At 63.3% G+C, this 17,622-nt stretch carries 17 protein-coding genes; 8 read left to right on the top strand and 9 right to left on the bottom strand.

Annotated features, from left to right (window positions below; genetic code table 11):
* Nucleotides 1-68: 68 nt before the first annotated feature.
* Nucleotides 69-2,516 carry a penicillin-binding protein 1A gene (locus LC343_RS18405; protein ID WP_223478636.1) on the bottom strand — a complete coding sequence of 816 codons (2,448 nt, stop codon included), beginning with the start codon at nucleotides 2,514-2,516 and terminating at the stop codon, nucleotides 69-71.
* Nucleotides 2,517-2,689: 173 nt separating this feature from the next.
* Nucleotides 2,690-3,910 carry an N-acetylmuramoyl-L-alanine amidase gene (locus LC343_RS18400; protein WP_223478635.1) on the bottom strand — a complete coding sequence of 407 codons (1,221 nt, stop codon included), beginning with the start codon at nucleotides 3,908-3,910 and terminating at the stop codon, nucleotides 2,690-2,692.
* A 579-nt stretch (nucleotides 3,911-4,489) separates the two neighbouring features.
* Between LC343_RS18400 and LC343_RS18395 the strand changes: the two genes are divergently transcribed.
* Nucleotides 4,490-7,351: an Rne/Rng family ribonuclease gene (locus LC343_RS18395; protein WP_223478634.1), complete on the top strand. Its 2,862-nt coding sequence runs from the start codon at nucleotides 4,490-4,492 to the stop codon at nucleotides 7,349-7,351.
* 55 nt (nucleotides 7,352-7,406) lie between these two features.
* Nucleotides 7,407-7,943, top strand: a complete 537-nt coding sequence (locus tag LC343_RS18390) for a DUF1697 domain-containing protein (protein ID WP_223478633.1) — start codon at nucleotides 7,407-7,409, stop codon at nucleotides 7,941-7,943.
* Here LC343_RS18390 and LC343_RS18385 read toward each other — a convergent pair.
* Nucleotides 7,940-9,094, bottom strand: coding sequence for a pyridoxal phosphate-dependent aminotransferase (locus LC343_RS18385; protein ID WP_223478632.1), 1,155 nt, complete (start codon nucleotides 9,092-9,094; stop codon nucleotides 7,940-7,942). The two genes, LC343_RS18390 and LC343_RS18385, sit on opposite strands and share 4 nt — an antisense overlap.
* A 62-nt stretch (nucleotides 9,095-9,156) precedes the next feature.
* Between LC343_RS18385 and LC343_RS18380 the strand changes: the two genes are divergently transcribed.
* The 6 genes from LC343_RS18380 to aat all read left to right on the top strand — a co-directional run bounded on the left by LC343_RS18380 (nucleotide 9,157) and on the right by aat (nucleotide 14,593).
* On the top strand, nucleotides 9,157-10,596 hold the full coding sequence (locus tag LC343_RS18380; protein WP_428982609.1) for a M48 family metalloprotease: 1,440 nt from the start codon (nucleotides 9,157-9,159) through the stop codon (nucleotides 10,594-10,596).
* Between the two features lie 132 nt (nucleotides 10,597-10,728).
* Complete coding sequence (locus LC343_RS18375) at nucleotides 10,729-11,457, top strand: DsbA family protein (RefSeq protein WP_425420060.1); 729 nt, start codon at nucleotides 10,729-10,731, stop codon at nucleotides 11,455-11,457.
* 160 nt (nucleotides 11,458-11,617) lie between these two features.
* Nucleotides 11,618-12,058 (top strand): type II 3-dehydroquinate dehydratase, encoded by a 441-nt coding sequence (gene aroQ, locus LC343_RS18370; RefSeq protein WP_223478629.1) that lies wholly within the window; start codon nucleotides 11,618-11,620, stop codon nucleotides 12,056-12,058.
* A 33-nt stretch (nucleotides 12,059-12,091) separates the two neighbouring features.
* A complete protein-coding gene (gene accB, locus LC343_RS18365; protein WP_223478628.1) occupies nucleotides 12,092-12,571 on the top strand; it encodes an acetyl-CoA carboxylase biotin carboxyl carrier protein in 480 nt (159 codons plus the stop codon).
* 18 nt (nucleotides 12,572-12,589) lie between these two features.
* Nucleotides 12,590-13,939, top strand: a complete 1,350-nt coding sequence (accC, locus tag LC343_RS18360) for an acetyl-CoA carboxylase biotin carboxylase subunit (RefSeq protein WP_223478627.1) — start codon at nucleotides 12,590-12,592, stop codon at nucleotides 13,937-13,939.
* A 36-nt stretch (nucleotides 13,940-13,975) separates the two neighbouring features.
* Complete coding sequence (gene aat / locus LC343_RS18355; protein WP_223478626.1) at nucleotides 13,976-14,593, top strand: leucyl/phenylalanyl-tRNA--protein transferase; 618 nt, start codon at nucleotides 13,976-13,978, stop codon at nucleotides 14,591-14,593.
* A gap of 3 nt (nucleotides 14,594-14,596) precedes the next feature.
* Here the strand turns inward: aat and LC343_RS18350 are convergent, their stop codons facing one another.
* The 6 genes from LC343_RS18350 to LC343_RS18325 form a co-directional block, all read right to left on the bottom strand.
* The gene (locus tag LC343_RS18350; protein ID WP_223478625.1) at nucleotides 14,597-15,022 is read right to left on the bottom strand and encodes a DUF2155 domain-containing protein; all 426 of its coding nucleotides are present in this window, start codon (nucleotides 15,020-15,022) and stop codon (nucleotides 14,597-14,599) included.
* Between the two features lie 99 nt (nucleotides 15,023-15,121).
* The gene (locus LC343_RS18345; RefSeq protein WP_223478624.1) at nucleotides 15,122-15,520 is read right to left on the bottom strand and encodes an NADH:ubiquinone oxidoreductase subunit NDUFA12; all 399 of its coding nucleotides are present in this window, start codon (nucleotides 15,518-15,520) and stop codon (nucleotides 15,122-15,124) included.
* Nucleotides 15,521-15,603: 83 nt separating this feature from the next.
* Nucleotides 15,604-16,077 (bottom strand): GNAT family N-acetyltransferase, encoded by a 474-nt coding sequence (locus tag LC343_RS18340; protein WP_223478623.1) that lies wholly within the window; start codon nucleotides 16,075-16,077, stop codon nucleotides 15,604-15,606.
* Nucleotides 16,078-16,084: 7 nt separating this feature from the next.
* Nucleotides 16,085-16,753, bottom strand: a complete 669-nt coding sequence (locus LC343_RS18335) for a DNA-3-methyladenine glycosylase I (protein ID WP_223478622.1) — start codon at nucleotides 16,751-16,753, stop codon at nucleotides 16,085-16,087.
* The gene (locus LC343_RS18330; RefSeq protein ID WP_223478621.1) at nucleotides 16,740-17,126 is read right to left on the bottom strand and encodes a DUF427 domain-containing protein; all 387 of its coding nucleotides are present in this window, start codon (nucleotides 17,124-17,126) and stop codon (nucleotides 16,740-16,742) included. The genes LC343_RS18335 and LC343_RS18330 overlap by 14 nt, the downstream gene beginning before the upstream one ends.
* 3 nt (nucleotides 17,127-17,129) lie before the next feature.
* On the bottom strand, nucleotides 17,130-17,612 hold the full coding sequence (locus LC343_RS18325; RefSeq protein WP_223478620.1) for a DM13 domain-containing protein: 483 nt from the start codon (nucleotides 17,610-17,612) through the stop codon (nucleotides 17,130-17,132).
* Nucleotides 17,613-17,622 lie beyond the last annotated feature (10 nt).

Genomic DNA, 17,622 nt, shown 5'->3' with positions numbered 1-17,622 from the left:
CGGATTCGTGAAAATGTCGTTCAGGCGCCGGGTTTTAGGCACCCGGCGCCGCCGTGTAAAGGGCGAGGCTAGAAGAGACCACCCTGCCCGCTCTGGATCGCTTCCTGGGCGCGTGGCGAAATCTTGCGCTGCTCCTCGATCTGGACCGCGACCGTCTCGATGCCGATGACCTGATAGGAGTCGGCCGGTCCGGTGCCGGGCTTGAAGGCTTCGAGGATCGTGTCGGGACCGCCCTGCGCGCGCATGCCGGTCTTGCGGTCGATTTCGACGATATTCATGCCCTCGGGCAGCCGGAAATCGGCGATCGGCACGTCCTTGAGCGCGGCGGTCAGATATTCCTTGACCACCGGTGCGGCCAGGCCGCCACCCGTCGAGCCGCGTCCCATCGGTTCCGGCTGATCGAAACCGATATAGACTCCGGTCACCAGGTTCGGCGTGAAGCCGATGAACCAGGCGTCCTTTTCCTCGTTGGTCGTTCCAGTCTTGCCGGCGAGCGGGCGTCCGAGTTCGCGCATCAGCGTGGCCGTACCGCGCTGCACGACGCCTTCCATCATCGAAGTGATCTGGTAGGCGGTCATCGGATCGAGAACCTGGTCGCGATTGTCGATCAGCTGCGGCTCTTCCTGGCCGGACCAGCGTTCGGCATTGCAGCCGACGCATTCGCGCTGGTCGTGCTTGTAGATGGTGCGCCCGTAGCGGTCCTGCACGCGGTCGATGAAGGACGGCTCGATCGAGCGACCGCCATTGGCGATGACCGAATAGGCCGACACCATGCGCAGCACCGTCGTTTCGCCGGAGCCGAGCGCCATGGCGAGAAGCGGCGGCATGTCGTCATAGATGCCGAATCGCTCGGCATATTCCGCGACGAGCTGCATGCCCATGTCCTTGGCGAGGCGAACCGTCATCAGGTTTCGCGAGCGCTCGATGCCGAGGCGCAGCGTGGACGGGCCGGCAAAGCCGCCGCCATAGTTCTTCGGCTGCCAGACCTCGCCGCCGGAGACGAGCTGAATCGGCGCGTCCAGCACCACGGATGCCGGCGTGTAGCCATTGTCCAGCGCAGCGGCGTAAACGAAGGGCTTGAACGAGGAACCGGGCTGGCGATAGGCCTGCGTGGCGCGGTTGAACTGCGACTGAGAATAGGAAAACCCGCCGATCATCGCCAGCACGCGGCCGGTATTCGGGTCCATGGACACCAGAGCGCCCGAAACCTCGGGGACCTGCTGCAGTTCGTAGCCGTCTTCCTTGTTCTCGATATAGATGACATCGCCAACGGAGAGCACGCCACTGATGCTCTTGACCTTGGACGTGCGGCCGTCGGCGCGCCGGGTCTTCGCCCATTCGATGCCCGCGGCGGCGAGCTTCACCGTCTCGCGGTTCGAAGACATGTCGCCGGAAATTTCGCGTTCGGGACGCAATCCCACCTCGGCTCCGTCATCGCCGACGGAAAGGACAACGCCGAGCTTCCATTCCGGCACGTCGCTGAGCCGATCGACCTCGGCGAGCGAAACGCCCCAATCGCCCGAAACATCGATCGTGGTGACCGGACCGCGATAGCCACGCCCGCGATCATACTTGATCAATCCGTGCTGAAGCGCGGTGCGCGCCATTTTCTGAAGCTTCGGGTCGAGCGTGGTCCGCACCGACAACCCGCCTTCGTAAAGCGCGTCCTGTCCGTAGCGGTCGATGACCTGGCGGCGCACTTCCTCGGTGAAATACTCGGCGGCGAAGACATAATCGCCCGAACGGCGGAAATTCACGCCGAGTGGCTGCTTCTTGGCCGCTTCGGCTTCCTCGCTGGCGACGTAGCCGTTCTCCGTCATCCGGTCGATGATCCAGTTGCGGCGCTCGGTGGCCGCTTCGGTATCGTCGAAGGGATGGTAGTTGGACGGCGCCTTGGGCAGCGCGGCCAGATAGGCGGCTTCCTGAAGGTTCAGCTCGTTCACCGACTTGCCGAAATAGGTCAGCGCCGCGCCGGCGATCCCGTAGGCGCCGGACCCGAAGAAGATCTCGTTGAGATAGAGTTCGAGGATGCGATCCTTGGAATAGGCCTGCTCGATACGGAACGAGAGCACCGCCTCGCGGATCTTGCGGTCCACGGTGCGGTCATTCGTCAGCAGGAAGTTCTTGGCGACCTGCTGGGTGATCGTCGACGCGCCGACCAGCCGGCGTCCGTTGCGCAGGTTTTCCAGGTTGGTCACGACAGCTCGCGCCAGCGCCAGCATGTCCACGCCATGGTGATGGTAGAAGTTCTTGTCCTCAGCCGACAGGAACGCCGCCTTGACGCGGTCGGGCACGGCCTGGATCGGAATATAGAGACGGCGCTGGCGGGCGAACTCGCCCATCAGCTGGCCGTCACTGGAATGGACGCGGGTCGTCACCGGGGGCTCGTAACTGGCGAGCACCTCGTAATCCGGCAGGTCCTTGGTCAGGTCGCCGACATAGACGACGATCGCGGCGGCCACCAGCAGGAACCCGATTGTTCCGATTCCGAAGAAATATCCAAGTAGACGAAGCATTTGTTCTCTTTCAGTCGCATTCCACGCGCGCTGGAGCCGCGATCAGGAGCGTATCGCGCAAACTACTAGAGTCGCGCAACGCTTGAAACATGCCTTTCATCCCAAATTGGACCGCACCATGACATTGATGCAAAAAACCGTGCCCAATCGGCAACGGTCCGGGGCAATCGACGTCATCGGTCGGCCGCCACGTTCGTCTCGATGTCGCGCGACGAGAGGCTGGCAAACTTCGAGATGGCGTTGGCCAGCCTGTCGGCAAGCCCGTTTTGCCATTCCGTCTGGTTGAGCAGGGCCTCGTCGTCCTTGTTGGACAGGTAGCCGAGCTCGATAAGCACCGACGGCACGTCCGGCGCCTTGAGAACGCGGAAGCCGGCGTAGCGGTGCGGGTTCTTGATCAGGCGCGCGAAGCCCTTCATGTCCGAAATCGCAAGACGGGCGAACTGCACGGAAAATCCAAGCGTCTCGCGCCGGGCCAGATCGACGAGAATGTCTGAGACGGCGGTGTCCTCGCTCGGCAGTTCCACGCCGGCGACCGAATCGGCCAGGTTTTCGTTGGCGGCGACGCTTGCCGCCACCTGGTCGGACGCCTTTTCCGAGATCGTGTAGATGGTCGCGCCGCGCACCCCGTGCTGGCGCAGCGAATCCGCGTGTATGGAGATGAACAGATCGGCCTGATGCTGCCGCGCGAAGCCGGTCCGGTCGGCCAGCGCGACAAAGACATCCGAATCGCGGGTCATGAACACCTGCGCGCCCTTGAAACGCGAAAGCCGGTCGCGCAGCGTCCGCGAGAAGGCGAGCGTGACATCCTTCTCCTGCGTGCCGCGCACCCCTATCGCGCCGTTGTCGATGCCGCCATGTCCCGGATCGATGACGATCGTGAACGGCTTGTCATCGGTATGCACCGCGCCGATGCGATCCTGCTTCTGGGCCGTATTGACCACCGCGCTGGTCGTGATCGAGCGGTCGAGGGCACGGGCGAATTCGTCCTCGCCGGCCACTTCGAGATCGATCACCAAATTATGACGTCCGGTTTGCTGGTCCTCGCGCGAACGAAGGGCGGCCACGCTGAAAGGCCTGCTCGTGCGGAATATCAGCCGCGAGTGGTTTCCGCCCATGTCGCCATAGCGCATGCCCGACACGAGGCCCGACTTGTTGACCGACTTTTCGTCGAATCCGTAGCCGATTTTGTTGAAATCGAGGACCAGGCGCCATGGCCGGTCGAGAAGCTGGTGGGATACGTCGACGGGTTTGTCGAACTCGATGACGATGCGCGTCACCGCATCGTCGCCCACGATGCGCATGTCGAGCGCGACCGGCGCCCTGTTGGAGGCGGAGGCCTGGGCGGCGCACAGCATGACCGCCGCAAGGATGAGAACCCCTGCCCGACCGATCAAGGCTCGCGGAAATTTCCGGTCAATCACGCCAAACACCCCGTTTGCGCGGCGGCACCGCATTCTCCAGGCTACATCGCCACACAGGTCTGGATATGCCATCATGGTTAACCGGATCTTTACCCGGCGCGCAGAAGTCAAGCATTGTCAGGCCCCAGCATCTTGGCATGCGGAATTAAAACGCTTGCAGCCGGTTTAGCAAAATTCTAAATTGCAAGTGCAGTGGAGCGTCAATCCGCACCCTGTCAGTTTCGAAGGTTTCGCCTGCCAGTTCGGTTGTAGACTGGCGGCATTTTCCAACGGGCCCTCAAAAAATGGGCCCGGCTCTCGAGAAGAGCAAATCAACCGGCTTCCTTTCGGGAGCCCCAATGCAGTCGTTTTTGTTGGCCCTTTTCATGGCGTTTATTTCGACCAAGGCAGACGTTGAGACACGGCAGACACGAGAAAAACCCTTTCTCGCCGTGGCGTCGCGCGTGCCGGCAAAACATACAATGAGCAGCACAATCCCGCCGGCAAGACGTCCGGCGGCGCGCCACCGGTCGCAACCTCCGGGCGATTGCGCGGCTGCCGGAACAAGAATCAATGTCAAACAAAATGCTGATCGATGCCTCCCATCGGGAGGAAACCCGAGTTGTTGTAGTCAAAGGTAACCGCCTAGAAGACTTCGATTTCGAATCCGAACACAAGAAACAGATCCGCGGCAACATCTACCTTGCCAAGGTCACGCGGGTCGAACCGTCTCTCCAGGCGGCGTTCGTGGACTATGGCGGCAATCGCCACGGCTTTCTCGCCTTCAGCGAAATTCATCCCGACTATTACCAGATCCCGCTTGCCGATCGTCAGGCGCTCCTCGCCGAGGAAGCGATGCTTGCCGAGCAGGAAGACGACGAGCAGGAAGCCAGCGACAATCGCCGCTCCCGCCGCCGCCGCGGCGGACGCAAGACCAAAAACGGCAAACGCGAGACGTCCGGCCGCAACAGGCGCGGACCGTCGGTCCCGGACGCCGAACCCGTCGCGATGGATGCGATCCTGGCCGACTGGGAAGCCCGCCAGGCCGCCGAAGCCGAGGACGCCGACAGCGACGACACCGAAGCCGGCGATTCCCGCAATGAGGACAACGGCCCGGAAACCATCGCCGCGCGCGCCGAAGACGACGGAAACGTGATTTCCGAAGCGCCGGAAACGGATGCGTCGGACGACTCCGATGACGACGACAACGACGACGACGATTCCTCCGATGACGATAGCGACGATGACGACAACCGCCGTTCGCGCGGACGCCGCCGTCGCGGCCGGTCGAGCGGACGTGGACGCCGCGGCAACAACAGCGACCGCGACGATTCGGACGATGACGACGACGACAGTGAAGATGACGAGATCGACACTGTCGGCAGCGACGACGCGATGGAAGAGGCCCGCCCGCGCCAGCGCGCGCTGCGCCGCCAGTACAAGATCCAGGAGGTCATCAAGCGCCGCCAGATCATCCTCGTGCAGGTCGTCAAGGAAGAGCGCGGCAACAAGGGCGCTGCGCTGACCACCTACATGTCGCTGGCCGGCCGCTATTCGGTGCTGATGCCGAACACGGCGCGCGGCGGCGGCATTTCGCGCAAGATCACCAATGCATCCGACCGCAAGCGGCTGAAGGAAGTCGTCAAGGAACTGCAGGTTCCGCAGGGCATGGGCGTGATCCTGCGCACCGCCGGCGCGAACCGCACCAAGCCGGAAATCAAGCGCGACTACGAATATCTGATGCGCATGTGGGACAGCGTGCGCGAACTGACGCTCGCCTCGACCGCGCCGACGCTGGTCTATGAGGAAGGCAGCCTGATCAAGCGCTCCATCCGCGACCTCTACAACAAGGACATCAGCGAGATCCTTGTCGCCGGCGAGGAAGGTTATCGCGAGGCCAAGGACTTCATGCGCATGCTGATGCCGAGCCACGCCAAGATGGTTCAGCCGTGGCGCGAGTCGCAGCCAATCTTCGCCAAGACGGGCATCGAGGCGCAACTCGACGGGCTGATCCAGCCAAGCGTCCGGTTGAAATCCGGCGGCTACATCATCATCAACCAGACCGAGGCGCTCGTCGCCATCGACGTCAACTCCGGCAAGTCCACGCGCGAGCATTCCATCGAGGATACCGCGCTGCAGACCAACCTGGAGGCGGCCGAGGAGGTCGCACGCCAGTTGCGTCTGCGCGACCTTGCCGGCCTGATCGTGATCGACTTCATCGACATGGAGGAGAACCGGAACAACCGGGCGGTCGAGAAAAAACTGAAGGATTGCCTGAAGAACGACCGCGCCCGCATCCAGGTCGGCCGTATCTCGCATTTCGGCCTCATGGAGATGAGCCGCCAGCGCATGCGCGCCAGCGTGCTCGAAAGCACCATGCAGCCCTGCCCGCATTGCGGCGGCGCCGGGCATATCCGCTCGCAGCAATCGGTGGCGTTGCACGTCATCCGGTCGCTGGAAGACTATCTGATGCGCAACGGCAAGCACCACATCACGGTGCGCACCGATGCCGACACGGCGCTCTACATTCTCAACCACAAGCGCGACACGCTGACCGAGATGGAAGGCCGCTTCGGCCTGCATATCGAGATCGTGACCGATCCGTTCATCGGCACCGAGATCTTCGCCTTCGACAAGGGCGAGATTTCCGACCTGCCGCGCGTCCAGCCGATCAGGCCCGATTACGGTGATGAGGACGAGGACGACGATATCCCGGTCATCGAGGAAGAGACCGAGGACAATGCGGAAACCAACGACGGCGGAGACGGCGGCGAGGACGAGGATGACGGCCGCAACCGCAAACGGCGTCGTCGGCGTCGTCGCGGCGGCAAGAACCGGGATGGCAACGATACGTCGGATTCCGAGGCACAGTCGGACAATTCCGGCGACGACAGCGATGACGGCGACGATAACGGCGAATCCCGAAACGCTCGCGGCAACAAGAAGCGCAGACGGTCGCGCGGACGTCGCGGTGGCCGGGACCGGCGGAACTTCCGCCTGCCCGACGCCGAACCGGTCGGACCGCTGGCCGAGATGATCGCGGCGGAAGCCGCCGAGCAGGAAGCCGAGAACCGCCGCAAGGCGGAGGAAGCCGCAAAGGCAGCCGAGGAACAGGCCGCGGCGGAACAGGCGAAGGCGGCCGAGGCCGTCGAGACTGCGGAAGCCGAAACCCCTCAGGCGGAACCGGTCGCGACCGAAGCTGCAAACGAGAACACGGATACGGCCGAAGAGCCCGCTGTGGCGGACTCTGCTGTCGCCAACGACAACGCAGAGACCGAGACGGAGGAGCAGGACGAGAGCGAGAAACCGGCGCGCCGGCGCGCGACCGCGGAAACGCTCGATCTGAACGCGGAGCCCGTCGTGACATCCGAGGGAAGCGCCGCGGAAGAAAAGCCCAAGCGCACCGGTTGGTGGTCCCGCAAGGGCTTCTTCTAAGACGATTTGAAAGGCGGGCTTGTCCCGCCTTTCTTCTTTCCGGGGACTGTCGCCCATGACCGTTTGGATCGTTCTCTTGCGTGGGATCAATGTCGGCGACAAGCACATCGTCCCCATGAAGAGATTGCGCGAACTGCTTGAGGAATCAGGTTTTTCGAGCGTTCAGACCTATATTCAAAGCGGCAATTGCGTGTTCGGCTCGGATGAGACCGACGCCGGCAAAGTCGCGCAGGCGGTCGCCGGTTCTATCGAAGGGGAATTCGGGTTCAGGCCGTCGGTTTTCGCCCTGACCCTGGAGCATCTCGAAGCGGCGCTCGAGGCCAATCCCTTTCCCGCCGATGCGGGCAAGGCGCTCCACCTGATCTTTCTGGACAGCACGCCGGCGGACGCCGATCTTGACGAATTGCGCGCGATCGCACCCGACAACGAGGCGGCGGAGATCAGGGGCAACATTCTCTACGTCTACACGCCGGACGGCTTCGGCCGCTCGGTGATTGCACAGAAGCTCGACCGCTTCATCAAGGCGGACAAGACGGCGCGCAACCTGAACACCGTCCACAAGCTCGCCGAGATGGCGCGAGCGGTCAATTAGCTTGTCAGCCACCCGTCCATGCGGTCGAGCGCGCGGGCGATGGTCTCCGTCGATCCCGCATAGGAAAAACGCATGTAGCGCGGGCCGTTCACCGGGTCAAAATCGAGGCCGGGCGCGGCGGCGACATGGATTTCCTCGAGCATCCGCTTCGCGAAATCCATGGAATCATTGGTGTGTGCGCTGACATCGCACCAGGCGTAAAACGCGCCATCCGGCGGCGCGGCGAATGATATGCCCATCGCTGGCAACCGTTCCATCAGCAATGCGCGGTTCGCGCGGTAGCCGTCCTTGATCGCCTCCAGTTCGTCCGTACAGCCGAATGCGGCCGGCGCAGCGAGCTGCGACAGGTCCGGCGCGGAGATATAGAGGCTCTGCGCAAGCCGCTCGACCGGACGAACGAGATCTTCCGGCAGCACCATCCAGCCGATGCGCCAGCCGGTCATGCAGTAGTATTTTGAAAAGGAATTGATGACGATCGCGTCGTCAGTATGCGACAGCGCCGTGCGGTCGTCGCCGGTGTAGCGCAGGCCGTGATAGATCTCATCGGAGATGAAAGCGATGTTCTCGTCGCGGCAGAAATCCATCAGCGCGGCGAGATGGTGGCGGTCGGTCACGGCTCCCGTGGGGTTGGCCGGGCTGGCGATCAGCAGCGAGTCGATGCGCTTCTCGCGATGCGCGGCCTGCAGCGCGTCGACGCTCAGCATGTGATCCTCGGCCATGTCGGTCTCGATCTCGACGGCCTCGAGCGACAACGCCTTGATGATGTTGCGATAGGCCGGATAACCGGGCGCGGTGATCGCGACCCGGCCTCCCGGATCGGTGACCGCCAGGAACGCAAGCGAGAATCCGGCCGACGACCCCGTCGTTACCGCGATCCGCCCGACCGGCACCTCCACGCCATAGCGTTCGGCATAATGCGCGGCGATGGCACGACGGGTCTCCATGCGGCCCAGCGCGTCGGTGTAACCGAGCTTGGCCTCGCGCAGCGCCTTCTCGGCAGCTTCGAGAACGCCTTTCGGCGCGGAATGGGAGGGCTGGCCCACCGCCAGCGACAAAATGTCGTGCCCGGCGTCCGCCAATGCGTTGGCCTCGCGCAAAACATCCATGGCGTAGAACGGCTCGACCGCTCCCCGCGCCGACAAGATCGTCATTCCAACACGCTCCCGCGTCACGGCCCGCCATCACGATACGGTGTGCGGGCCTTGTTTTCGCTATGATTGGCGGGCAAATCGCGCTAGCCCACCTGACCGTGAGCGCTCTAAAAGCACAGACGACGGAGTTTTGCCAATTGGCGCGCAAACTGGCGATGTGGATAGCGACGGCGACGCTTGTGATTGCCGCGGTTCTGCCGGCTTCGGCGCAATCGCGCACGCCGATCGTCCGTGACGCAGAAATCGAGAAATTGCTGGTCGACTATGCGCGCCCGCTGCTCAAGGCGGCAGGCCTGCGCTCCGACCGCACGGATGTCGTGCTCGTCAATTCGCCCTCCTTCAACGCGTTCGTTTCCGGCACCAAGATCTTCGTCAACACGGGCACCATCGCGCTCGCGGAGACGCCGAACGAGGTGATCGGCGTTCTCGCGCATGAAATCGCGCATCTGGCCGGCGGCCACCAGGACCGGCTGCGCCAGCAGCTCGACCGCGCGCAGACGATAGCCACTGTGACGACCATTCTCGGCGTGTCGGCCGCGGTCGCGGCGGGGCGCAGCGGAAACAGCGCCGGCGTCGGCGCGGGCAGCGGCATCATGATGGGCGGACAGGAAGCGGCACGGCGTGGCCTCCTGACCTATCAGCGCAGCGAGGAACTCACGGCGGACCGTGCGGCGGTCGACTATCTGAACAAGACCCGGCAGTCGGCGAAGGGCATGTTGACCACGTTCGCGCGGCTCGACCGCGGCATCTCCCTGATCAACGATCGGATCAACCCCTACAAGATCAGCCACCCCCTGCCCCGCGAGCGCATAACGGCGCTGGAAACCGCCGCGCGCAAGAGCCCCTATTTCGACAAGACCGATCCGGCGAGCCTCGTCGAACGCCATGAAATGGCGCGTGCGAAGATACTTGCCTATTCCAACGGCCCCTCGGCGGCGGAAGGCTTTGCGCGCAAGACGAAGAGCAGCAAGGCCGCGCAATATGCGCGCACGATCACGAAATTCCTGCACGGCTCCCCGCGCGCCGCGCTGCCGATGATCGACAAGTTGATCGCGCGCGACCCGTCTAACCCCTACCTCTATGAGATAAAAGGCGAAATCCAGCTCAAGGCGGGCAATGCGCGCGGTGCGGCGGACGCTTTCGACAAGGCCGCGCGGCTCGAAAAGGGAGGCTCCAGCCTGATCCAGAGCGCACTTGGCCACGCACTGGTTTTGCAGGGCGACCCGCAAAGCCTGCGTCGCGCGGTCGGCGAACTCGAAGTCGCGCTGTCGCTCGATCCGGTCAACGCCGAGGGATATCGCTTTCTTGCCATGGCCTATGGCCGGCTCGGCGATGTCGGCAGCGCCGATCTCGCCACGGCCGAACAGAATTTTCATTCCGGCCGCTATAAGGAAGCCAAGGTCTTCGCGGCGCGCGCCAAGCGCCGCTTTCCGCCGAACACGCCGCAATGGCTGCGCGCCGATGACATACAACGCTTTGAAATTCCGAGAAATCGCCGCTAAGCCGGCGCGAACCGCCTGAGAGGATAAATCATGCCCGCCCTGGATTGGAAACTTGTTCTTCCCGTAGCCGTCGCCTTTGCGGGCGGCCTCGGCTTCGCCACCTATTTCGCATCGCAGCCTGCCGAGCAGGTCATGCCGGTCGAGGTCGTGGAGGAAACCGCCGCCGAGCCTGCGCCCGCTCCGGCTCTCGACAAGGTCGCGATCAACGCCGCGATTCGCGAGTTCCTGCTGGAAAACCCGGAAATCATGCTGGAAGTGCAGGACGCCCTTCAGGAAAAGCAGATGGTCGCGCAGCGCGAACAGCAGGGCGAGGCCATCGCGGCGCAGAAGACCAACATCTTCGACAACATGTCTGATCCGGTTCTCGGCAATCCCGACGGCGACATCGCCGTTGTCGAGTTCTTCGACTACAATTGCGGTTACTGCAAGCGCGCCATGTCGGACATGATCGCGATGATGGAAAACGACCCCGAACTGAAATTCGTCCTCAAGGAATTCCCCATTCTCGGGCCGGATTCGGAGGCGTCGCATCGCGTCGCGCTCGCCTTCTCCGATATCATGCCCGAAAAATACCCGGAATTTCACCTGCGGCTGCTCGGCTTCGACGGCCGCGCGAGCGAGGAATCGGCCATGATGATCGCCACCGATCTCGGCGCGGACGAGGCCGAACTGCGCGCACGCATGGAAGACCCGAGCATCTCGGAACGCATCCGCGCCACATACGCACTCGCCAACGAACTCGGCATCACCGGCACGCCGGCCTATGTGATCGGCGACGAGGTCGTCTCCGGCGCGCTCGGCGAGCAAGTCCTGATGACCAAGGTGGCCAATGTCCGCGAATGCGGCTCGACGGTCTGCTGAGGCGGCAAACGCGCAAAAAACGCTGTTTTGAGAAGAAAAATGTGCGGAAACAGGGGCTTCGCGGGCAATTTCCCGCCTTTCCCCTTGTCGGCGGGCGTCACAGCCTCTACCGAAGCGCGACGGCTTTCCGCATGAACAGCAAGGGACGGCACGACCCGCGATGACCGATCGCATCCTCATCCTCAACGGACCGAATCTCAACCTGCTCGGCACGCGCGAGCCGGCGACCTATGGTTCGGAGACCCTGAGCGATGTGGAAGCCACCTGCGAGCGCCTTGGCGCCGAACTCGGCTTCGAGGTATCGACATTCCAGTCGAACCACGAAGGTGCGCTCGTCGACAAGATCCAGGAAGCCGGCAGGGAAGCTACGGGCGTCGTGTTCAATCCCGGCGCCTATTCACACACCTCGATCGCGCTGCGCGACGCCATTTCGGGCTCGGGCGCACTCGTTGTCGAGGTGCATATTTCCAACATTCACGCACGTGAGCGTTTCCGCCATCATTCCCACATCACGCCAGTGGCGAAGGGAATGATTTGCGGACTGGGGACGGAGGGCTATTTGCTTGCGATACGCGCCCTCGCCGTTCATATGAAACGTTGACGGACATGAGACAGGTATTTTTCGAGGCACAACATGGGTGAACATAAGCCGGCGATAGACACGGGGCTCGTGAAGGATCTGGCAGCCATTCTGACGGAGACCGACCTCACCGAGATCGAAATCGAACAGGGCGAGCTGCGCATCCGCGTCTCGCGCGAAGTGTCGGCACCGTCCTACATCCAGGCCGCTGCGCCGGCTCCTGCGGCACCCGCGGCCCCGGCCGCGCCGCAAGCCGCGACTCCCCAGCCGGACGCGCCGGCAGCGGCGCCCGCCAAAACCGGCAACGACGTGCCCTCCCCGATGGTCGGCACGGCCTATCTCTCGCCGGCCCCCGGCTCGGACCCGTTCATCAAGGTCGGCCAGACCGTCAAGGAAGGCCAGACGCTGCTGATTATCGAGGCGATGAAGACGATGAACCAGATCCCGTCGCCCCAATCGGGCACGATCACCGAGATTCTCGTCACCGATTCGGAGCCCGTGGAATACGGCCAGCCGCTCGTCGTCATCGCGTAACGCGGAGCGGAAAGTCCCATGTTCAACAAGGTCCTCATCGCCAATCGCGGAGAAATCGCGCTCCGGGTCCTACGCGCCTGCAAGGAACTCGGCATCGCGACCGTCGCGGTCCATTCGACGGCCGACGAATCGGCGATGCATGTGAAGCTCGCCGATGAGAGCGTCTGCATCGGACCGCCGCCTTCGCGCGACAGCTATCTCAACATCCACCAGATCGTCGCGGCCTGCGAGATCACCGGCGCGGATGCCGTGCATCCGGGCTACGGCTTCCTGTCCGAGAACGCGAAATTCGCCGAGATTCTCGAAGCCCACGAAATCACCTTCATCGGCCCGACCGCCCAGCACATCTCGATAATGGGCGACAAGATCGAGGCGAAGCGCACGGCCGCAAGGCTCGGCATCCCGGTCGTCCCCGGTTCGGAAGGCGGCGTCAGCGACGAGCGCGAAGCGAAACGTATCGCCGCCGATATCGGCTATCCGGTCATCATCAAGGCGACGGCCGGCGGCGGTGGACGCGGCATGAAAGTCGCGCGCACGGAGGACGACCTCGTGGTCGCGCTCCAGACCGCGCGTTCGGAAGCCGGTGCGGCCTTCGGCAATGACGAGGTCTATATCGAGAAGTTCCTCGGCAAGCCGCGCCACATCGAGGTGCAGGTCGTCGGCGACGGCAAGGGCGCGGGCGTCCATCTCGGCGAACGCGACTGTTCGCTGCAGCGCCGCCACCAGAAGGTCTGGGAAGAAGCCAATTCACCGGCCCTCAACGCCAAGCAGCGCAAGGAAATCGGCGAGATCTGCGCCAATGCGGTCGCCGAAATGGGCTATCGCGGCGCGGGCACGGTCGAATTCCTCTACGAGAATGGCGAGTTCTATTTCATCGAGATGAACACCCGCCTTCAGGTCGAACATCCGGTCACCGAAGCGATTACCGGCATCGACCTCGTGCATGAGCAGTTGCGCGTGGCAGCCGGTGCGGGCCTGTCGGTGCGCCAGAGCGAGATCACCTTCGAGGGTCACGCGATCGAGTGCCGCATCAATGCCGAGGATGCGCGGACCTTTATGCCCTCCCCCGGCACGATCACCCACTACCACACGCCCGGCGGGCTGGGCGTGCGCGTCGATTCAGGCGTCTATGCCGGCTACCGCATCCCGCCCTATTACGACAGCCTGATCGGCAAGCTGATCGTGCATGGCCGCAACCGCGTCGAATGCATGATGCGTCTGCGGCGCTGTCTCGACGAGTTCGTGGTAGATGGCATCAAGTCGACGTTGCCGTTGTTCCAGGACCTCGTGCAGAACATCGACATCGCCAATGGCGATTACGATATTCACTGGCTGGAAAAGTACCTTGCGGCATCGTCCGCCCCGTAACGCCGGGCGGCGTCCGCGCGCGGGAGCGCCGGCGCAATGACACGTAGCGACGATGGTGGAAAGCGCGGCCTGACACCGCAGATCCTGCTGCGGGCCTATGCGGCCGGCATCTTTCCGATGGCCGACGATGCGGATGATCCGGAAATCTTCTGGGTCCAGCCGGAAATGCGCGGCGTGCTGCCGCTCGATGCCTTCCACATCCCGAAAAGCCTCGCCAAGAAGGTGCGACAGGCGCCCTTCGACATCCGTATCAACACGGCGTTCCGGCAGGTCATCGGCGCCTGCGCGGAGACGACGACCGACCGCGAACGCACATGGATCAACCGGACGATACGGGACCTCTATTGCCAATTGCACGGTATGGGGCACGCGCACTCGGTCGAGGCATGGGACGACGACCAGCTCGTCGGCGGGCTCTACGGGGTCACGCTGGGCCGCGCCTTCTTCGGCGAGAGCATGTTCTCGCGAAAGACCGACGCGTCCAAGATTTGCCTCGTCCATCTTGTCGAACGGCTAAGAGAGCGTGGTTTTGTGCTGCTGGACACGCAGTTCACGACCGAACACCTGAAGCGTTTCGGCGCGATCGACGTGCCGCATGACGAATATGAGGACATGCTGGCCGACGCGCTTGCGGGCGAAGCCGAATTCGACTGAGGATCAGTTGGCGCCAGCGCTCGTGTCCGGCGGCGGGACGTCGGAGTTGGCCTTGCAGCTTTTCAGCCAGACGTCATAGACCGCGTGTTCGACGGCGTTGAGACCGGGGCTGTCGGCATACATCCAGCCGGTAAAGATGCGGCGGATCTTGCGGTCCAGCGTGATCTCGTCGACCTCGACGAAGGAATCCGATCCGGGCGCCTCGTTGTCCGAGCGCGAATAGCAGACGCGCGGCGTCACCTGCAGCGCGCCGAACTGGACCGTCTCGTCGATATAGACGTCGAAGGTAATGATGCGGCCGGTGATCTTGTCGATGCCGGAAAACTCCGCGACCGGATTCTGCGCGCGTTCCGCGTTTGCGGGAACAGCCGCCAGCATTGCCGCCAGCACCGCCGCTCCTGCAGAAATTCTGAAAAATGCGCGCATCATGATCCCGATTTCGTCCCGGTTCCGTCTCTCGATGGAATCACTAGACCCAACTTGTGGCAGAAGCGCGGAAAAAATTCGACCCGGGCGGCGAAATTTCCGTCAGTCGCCGGGCGTCCAGGCGTCGTAGTCGCCGGTCACCACAGGGCGGCTTTCCGGGTTGTACATGGAGCCGTGCGGACGATATGCGCCGGCGGTGCCCGTCATGTTCTGGCGATGCGGCTTCTGCCATTCGCGCGGCGTGTATTCTTCCTTGGAAGGGGGCGTCTCGGTCCGGTGGTGCATCCAGCCGTGCCAGCCGGCCGGAATGGAAGAGGCTTCCGAGTAGCCGTTATAGATCACCCAGCGGCGCGTGCGCCCCTCGGCGTCCTTGCCGCCCTGATAGTAGATATTGCCGAATTCGTCCTCGCCGACACGCTCGCCCTTACGCCATGTATAGAACTGCGTGTTGAGCGTCTGGCCGTTCCACCAGGTGAAGAAGCGGGTGAGGAATTTCATCATCGTGATCTGTTCCGGCGCGTGTTCTCGCTCCCCCGCTTATGGCGCTGCAACAAGGCGAATGCAAGGGCAGATGGCCTGCCGGTTCACCGGAGTTTCATCTTGAACCCGGCATGCGACTTCACGAAGCCGAGCCGCTCATAGAAGCGGTGCGCGTCGGTGCGCACGCCGTTCGACATCAGGTCGACCAGCGCCACGTCCCGCGCCCGGCCGAATTCGATGCAATGCCGCATCAGCCGTTCGCCAAGGCGATGGCCGCGCATGTCGCCGCGAATCTGCACGGCCTCGATCGTCATCTTCGTCGAGCCGCGCCCTGAAAGCGACGTGATGAAGGTGACCTGGGCCGTGCCGACGACCTCGCCAGCGAATTCGATCACGAACAACCGATTGTCCGGGCTGTTCTCGATTGTCCGGAATGCGGCGAGATAAGCAGGCAAAGCCGAGGGATCGGCCGTGTCGCCATGCCCGCCCTTGTCGTCGGCGGCAAAGATCGCCGCAAGCGCCGCGACGTCGGCCTCCACGGCGTCCCTTATGACAGCGTTTCCAACCGGCATGTCCATCGCCGCACTACCCTATGCTCATCGCCAGCGTGCGGCTGATTTCCTTTTGCGAACGGCCGGACTGTCTGCGCCACGTGTTGAACGCCTCCTGCACGGCGGCCATGGCCGATTTCGAGGTCGGCTCCTTGTCGATCACGCCCTCGGCGATCAGCCGGGCCACGACGTCGCGCGACAGCACGTAGCTGTCCTTGCCCATGAAGCGCAGGAAATATTGCCCGGTATTGCCGCCGAGGCGCGAGCCCCTTTTCTTCAGGAAAGCCAGGAGGCCGGCATAATCCTCGTCCGGCCAGTCGGCGATGAATTTGCCGACAGATCCGTGTTCCTTCGCCAGCCCCGCGAAGAAAACCGCGTTTTCCTGCACGGAGCGGATCTTGCCGCCATGGCGGACGATTCGGGTATCGGAGGCCAGACGGGCGATATCCTCGTCGTTCAGCATGGCGCAGCGGCCGAGATCGAATCCCTCGAACGCCGCCTCGAAGCCCGGCCACATCGCCTCGACGACCTTCCAGTTGAAGCCGGCGTTGAAGATGCATTTCGTCGACTGGGCGAGCCAGCGATTATCCGGGATGGCGGCAAGATCGGCTTGGGCGGATGGCGGCTCCAGAAGAGGGTTCAAGGCGTCTGCGCCGCCCTTGCGTTCCGCGGCGATCGCGAAGATTTCATCAAACGAGCGCATCGGTCCCGGTCACCTCGATCGTCACCTTGCCGGCATCGAACGCGACATGGCCGCGCAATTGCTGCGACCATTCGAACGGCCGGTCATAGGTCCAGGCGATCTCCTCGCCGTTCAGCGTGAAATAGGAGGCGTCGCCCTTCAGCGGGCAATGGGTGGTTTTTCCGGCCACCGGTTCCAGCGGTCCGGCGATGTCGGCCTCCGGTATGTAGATCACCGGGTCGTAGACGTCCCGGCCGTTTTCCAGCACCCACAGCGCGTTGCGCGATTCGGCAAGCAGCGTCGAACCGCGACCGACGCGCACGGCAGCGCGCACCGGCTTGATCCGCATGAAATGGGCGTCATTGTCGGGATTGTGGATCGTTGCGCGGGACATGGATCAGACCTCGGTGAGCGTGGCCGGCGAAAAGAGGACGCCGAACTGTTCGCACCAGATGACGACGGAGCCATAGGCGTCGATGTCGGTGCCATCGGGCACGAGATAGGTCTGGTCGCCCTTGTTGCCCTTGAGCGGACCGAGCGAGACCCACTCGCTCTGCTTGACGTCGTCGGAGGACTGCGGGTCCGGCGCCTTGACCAGCCAGACCTCGAGATCGGGGCCGTTGGTGACGGTGAATTCGGTCAGGCGCACCAGCGATGTGCCGGCGGCGCTGCGCATGATCTGCGCCCTGCCCTCGCCCTTGTGCGCGAGATCGGCATCGCGAAAGCGGCCTTCCTTGAGGGCTGTCGCCATGAACTCGGCCGGCAGCACCTCGTTGACCTCGCGGTCGATCCAGAGCGGAGACGCCAGATACCAGAAGGCGTTGCCCGCGACGAAGCCGACGATGAAAACGGGAATGGCGATTTTCAGGAAACGGATCATCTTGCTTCTC

This window comes from Oricola indica (assembly GCF_019966595.1).
Lineage (GTDB): Bacteria > Pseudomonadota > Alphaproteobacteria > Rhizobiales > Rhizobiaceae > Oricola > Oricola indica.
Note: the sequence above shows the minus strand (reverse complement) of the source record. Positions and strands in the feature narration are given on the sequence as shown.

Bases quoted from the DNA above. Each gene is read 5' to 3' on its own strand.
- LC343_RS18405 (WP_223478636.1), bottom strand. From the start codon at position 2,516: ATGCTTCGTCTACTTGGATATTTCTTCGGAATCGGAACAATCGGGTTC.
- LC343_RS18330 (WP_223478621.1), bottom strand. From the start codon at position 17,126: ATGTCCCGCGCAACGATCCACAATCCCGACAATGACGCCCATTTCATG.
- LC343_RS18385 (WP_223478632.1), bottom strand. From the start codon at position 9,094: ATGACGATCTTGTCGGCGCGGGGAGCGGTCGAGCCGTTCTACGCCATG.
- LC343_RS18345 (WP_223478624.1), bottom strand. From the start codon at position 15,520: ATGATGAAATTCCTCACCCGCTTCTTCACCTGGTGGAACGGCCAGACG.
- aat (WP_223478626.1), top strand. From the start codon at position 13,976: ATGACACGTAGCGACGATGGTGGAAAGCGCGGCCTGACACCGCAGATC.
- LC343_RS18390 (WP_223478633.1), top strand. From the start codon at position 7,407: ATGACCGTTTGGATCGTTCTCTTGCGTGGGATCAATGTCGGCGACAAG.
- LC343_RS18335 (WP_223478622.1), bottom strand. From the start codon at position 16,753: ATGCGCTCGTTTGATGAAATCTTCGCGATCGCCGCGGAACGCAAGGGC.
- accB (WP_223478628.1), top strand. From the start codon at position 12,092: ATGGGTGAACATAAGCCGGCGATAGACACGGGGCTCGTGAAGGATCTG.
- LC343_RS18380 (WP_428982609.1), top strand. From the start codon at position 9,157: ATGATTGGCGGGCAAATCGCGCTAGCCCACCTGACCGTGAGCGCTCTA.
- accC (WP_223478627.1), top strand. From the start codon at position 12,590: ATGTTCAACAAGGTCCTCATCGCCAATCGCGGAGAAATCGCGCTCCGG.
- aroQ (WP_223478629.1), top strand. From the start codon at position 11,618: ATGACCGATCGCATCCTCATCCTCAACGGACCGAATCTCAACCTGCTC.
- LC343_RS18340 (WP_223478623.1), bottom strand. From the start codon at position 16,077: ATGGACATGCCGGTTGGAAACGCTGTCATAAGGGACGCCGTGGAGGCC.
- LC343_RS18350 (WP_223478625.1), bottom strand. From the start codon at position 15,022: ATGATGCGCGCATTTTTCAGAATTTCTGCAGGAGCGGCGGTGCTGGCG.
- LC343_RS18375 (WP_425420060.1), top strand. From the start codon at position 10,729: ATGCCGGTCGAGGTCGTGGAGGAAACCGCCGCCGAGCCTGCGCCCGCT.
- LC343_RS18395 (WP_223478634.1), top strand. From the start codon at position 4,490: ATGTCAAACAAAATGCTGATCGATGCCTCCCATCGGGAGGAAACCCGA.
- LC343_RS18325 (WP_223478620.1), bottom strand. From the start codon at position 17,612: ATGATCCGTTTCCTGAAAATCGCCATTCCCGTTTTCATCGTCGGCTTC.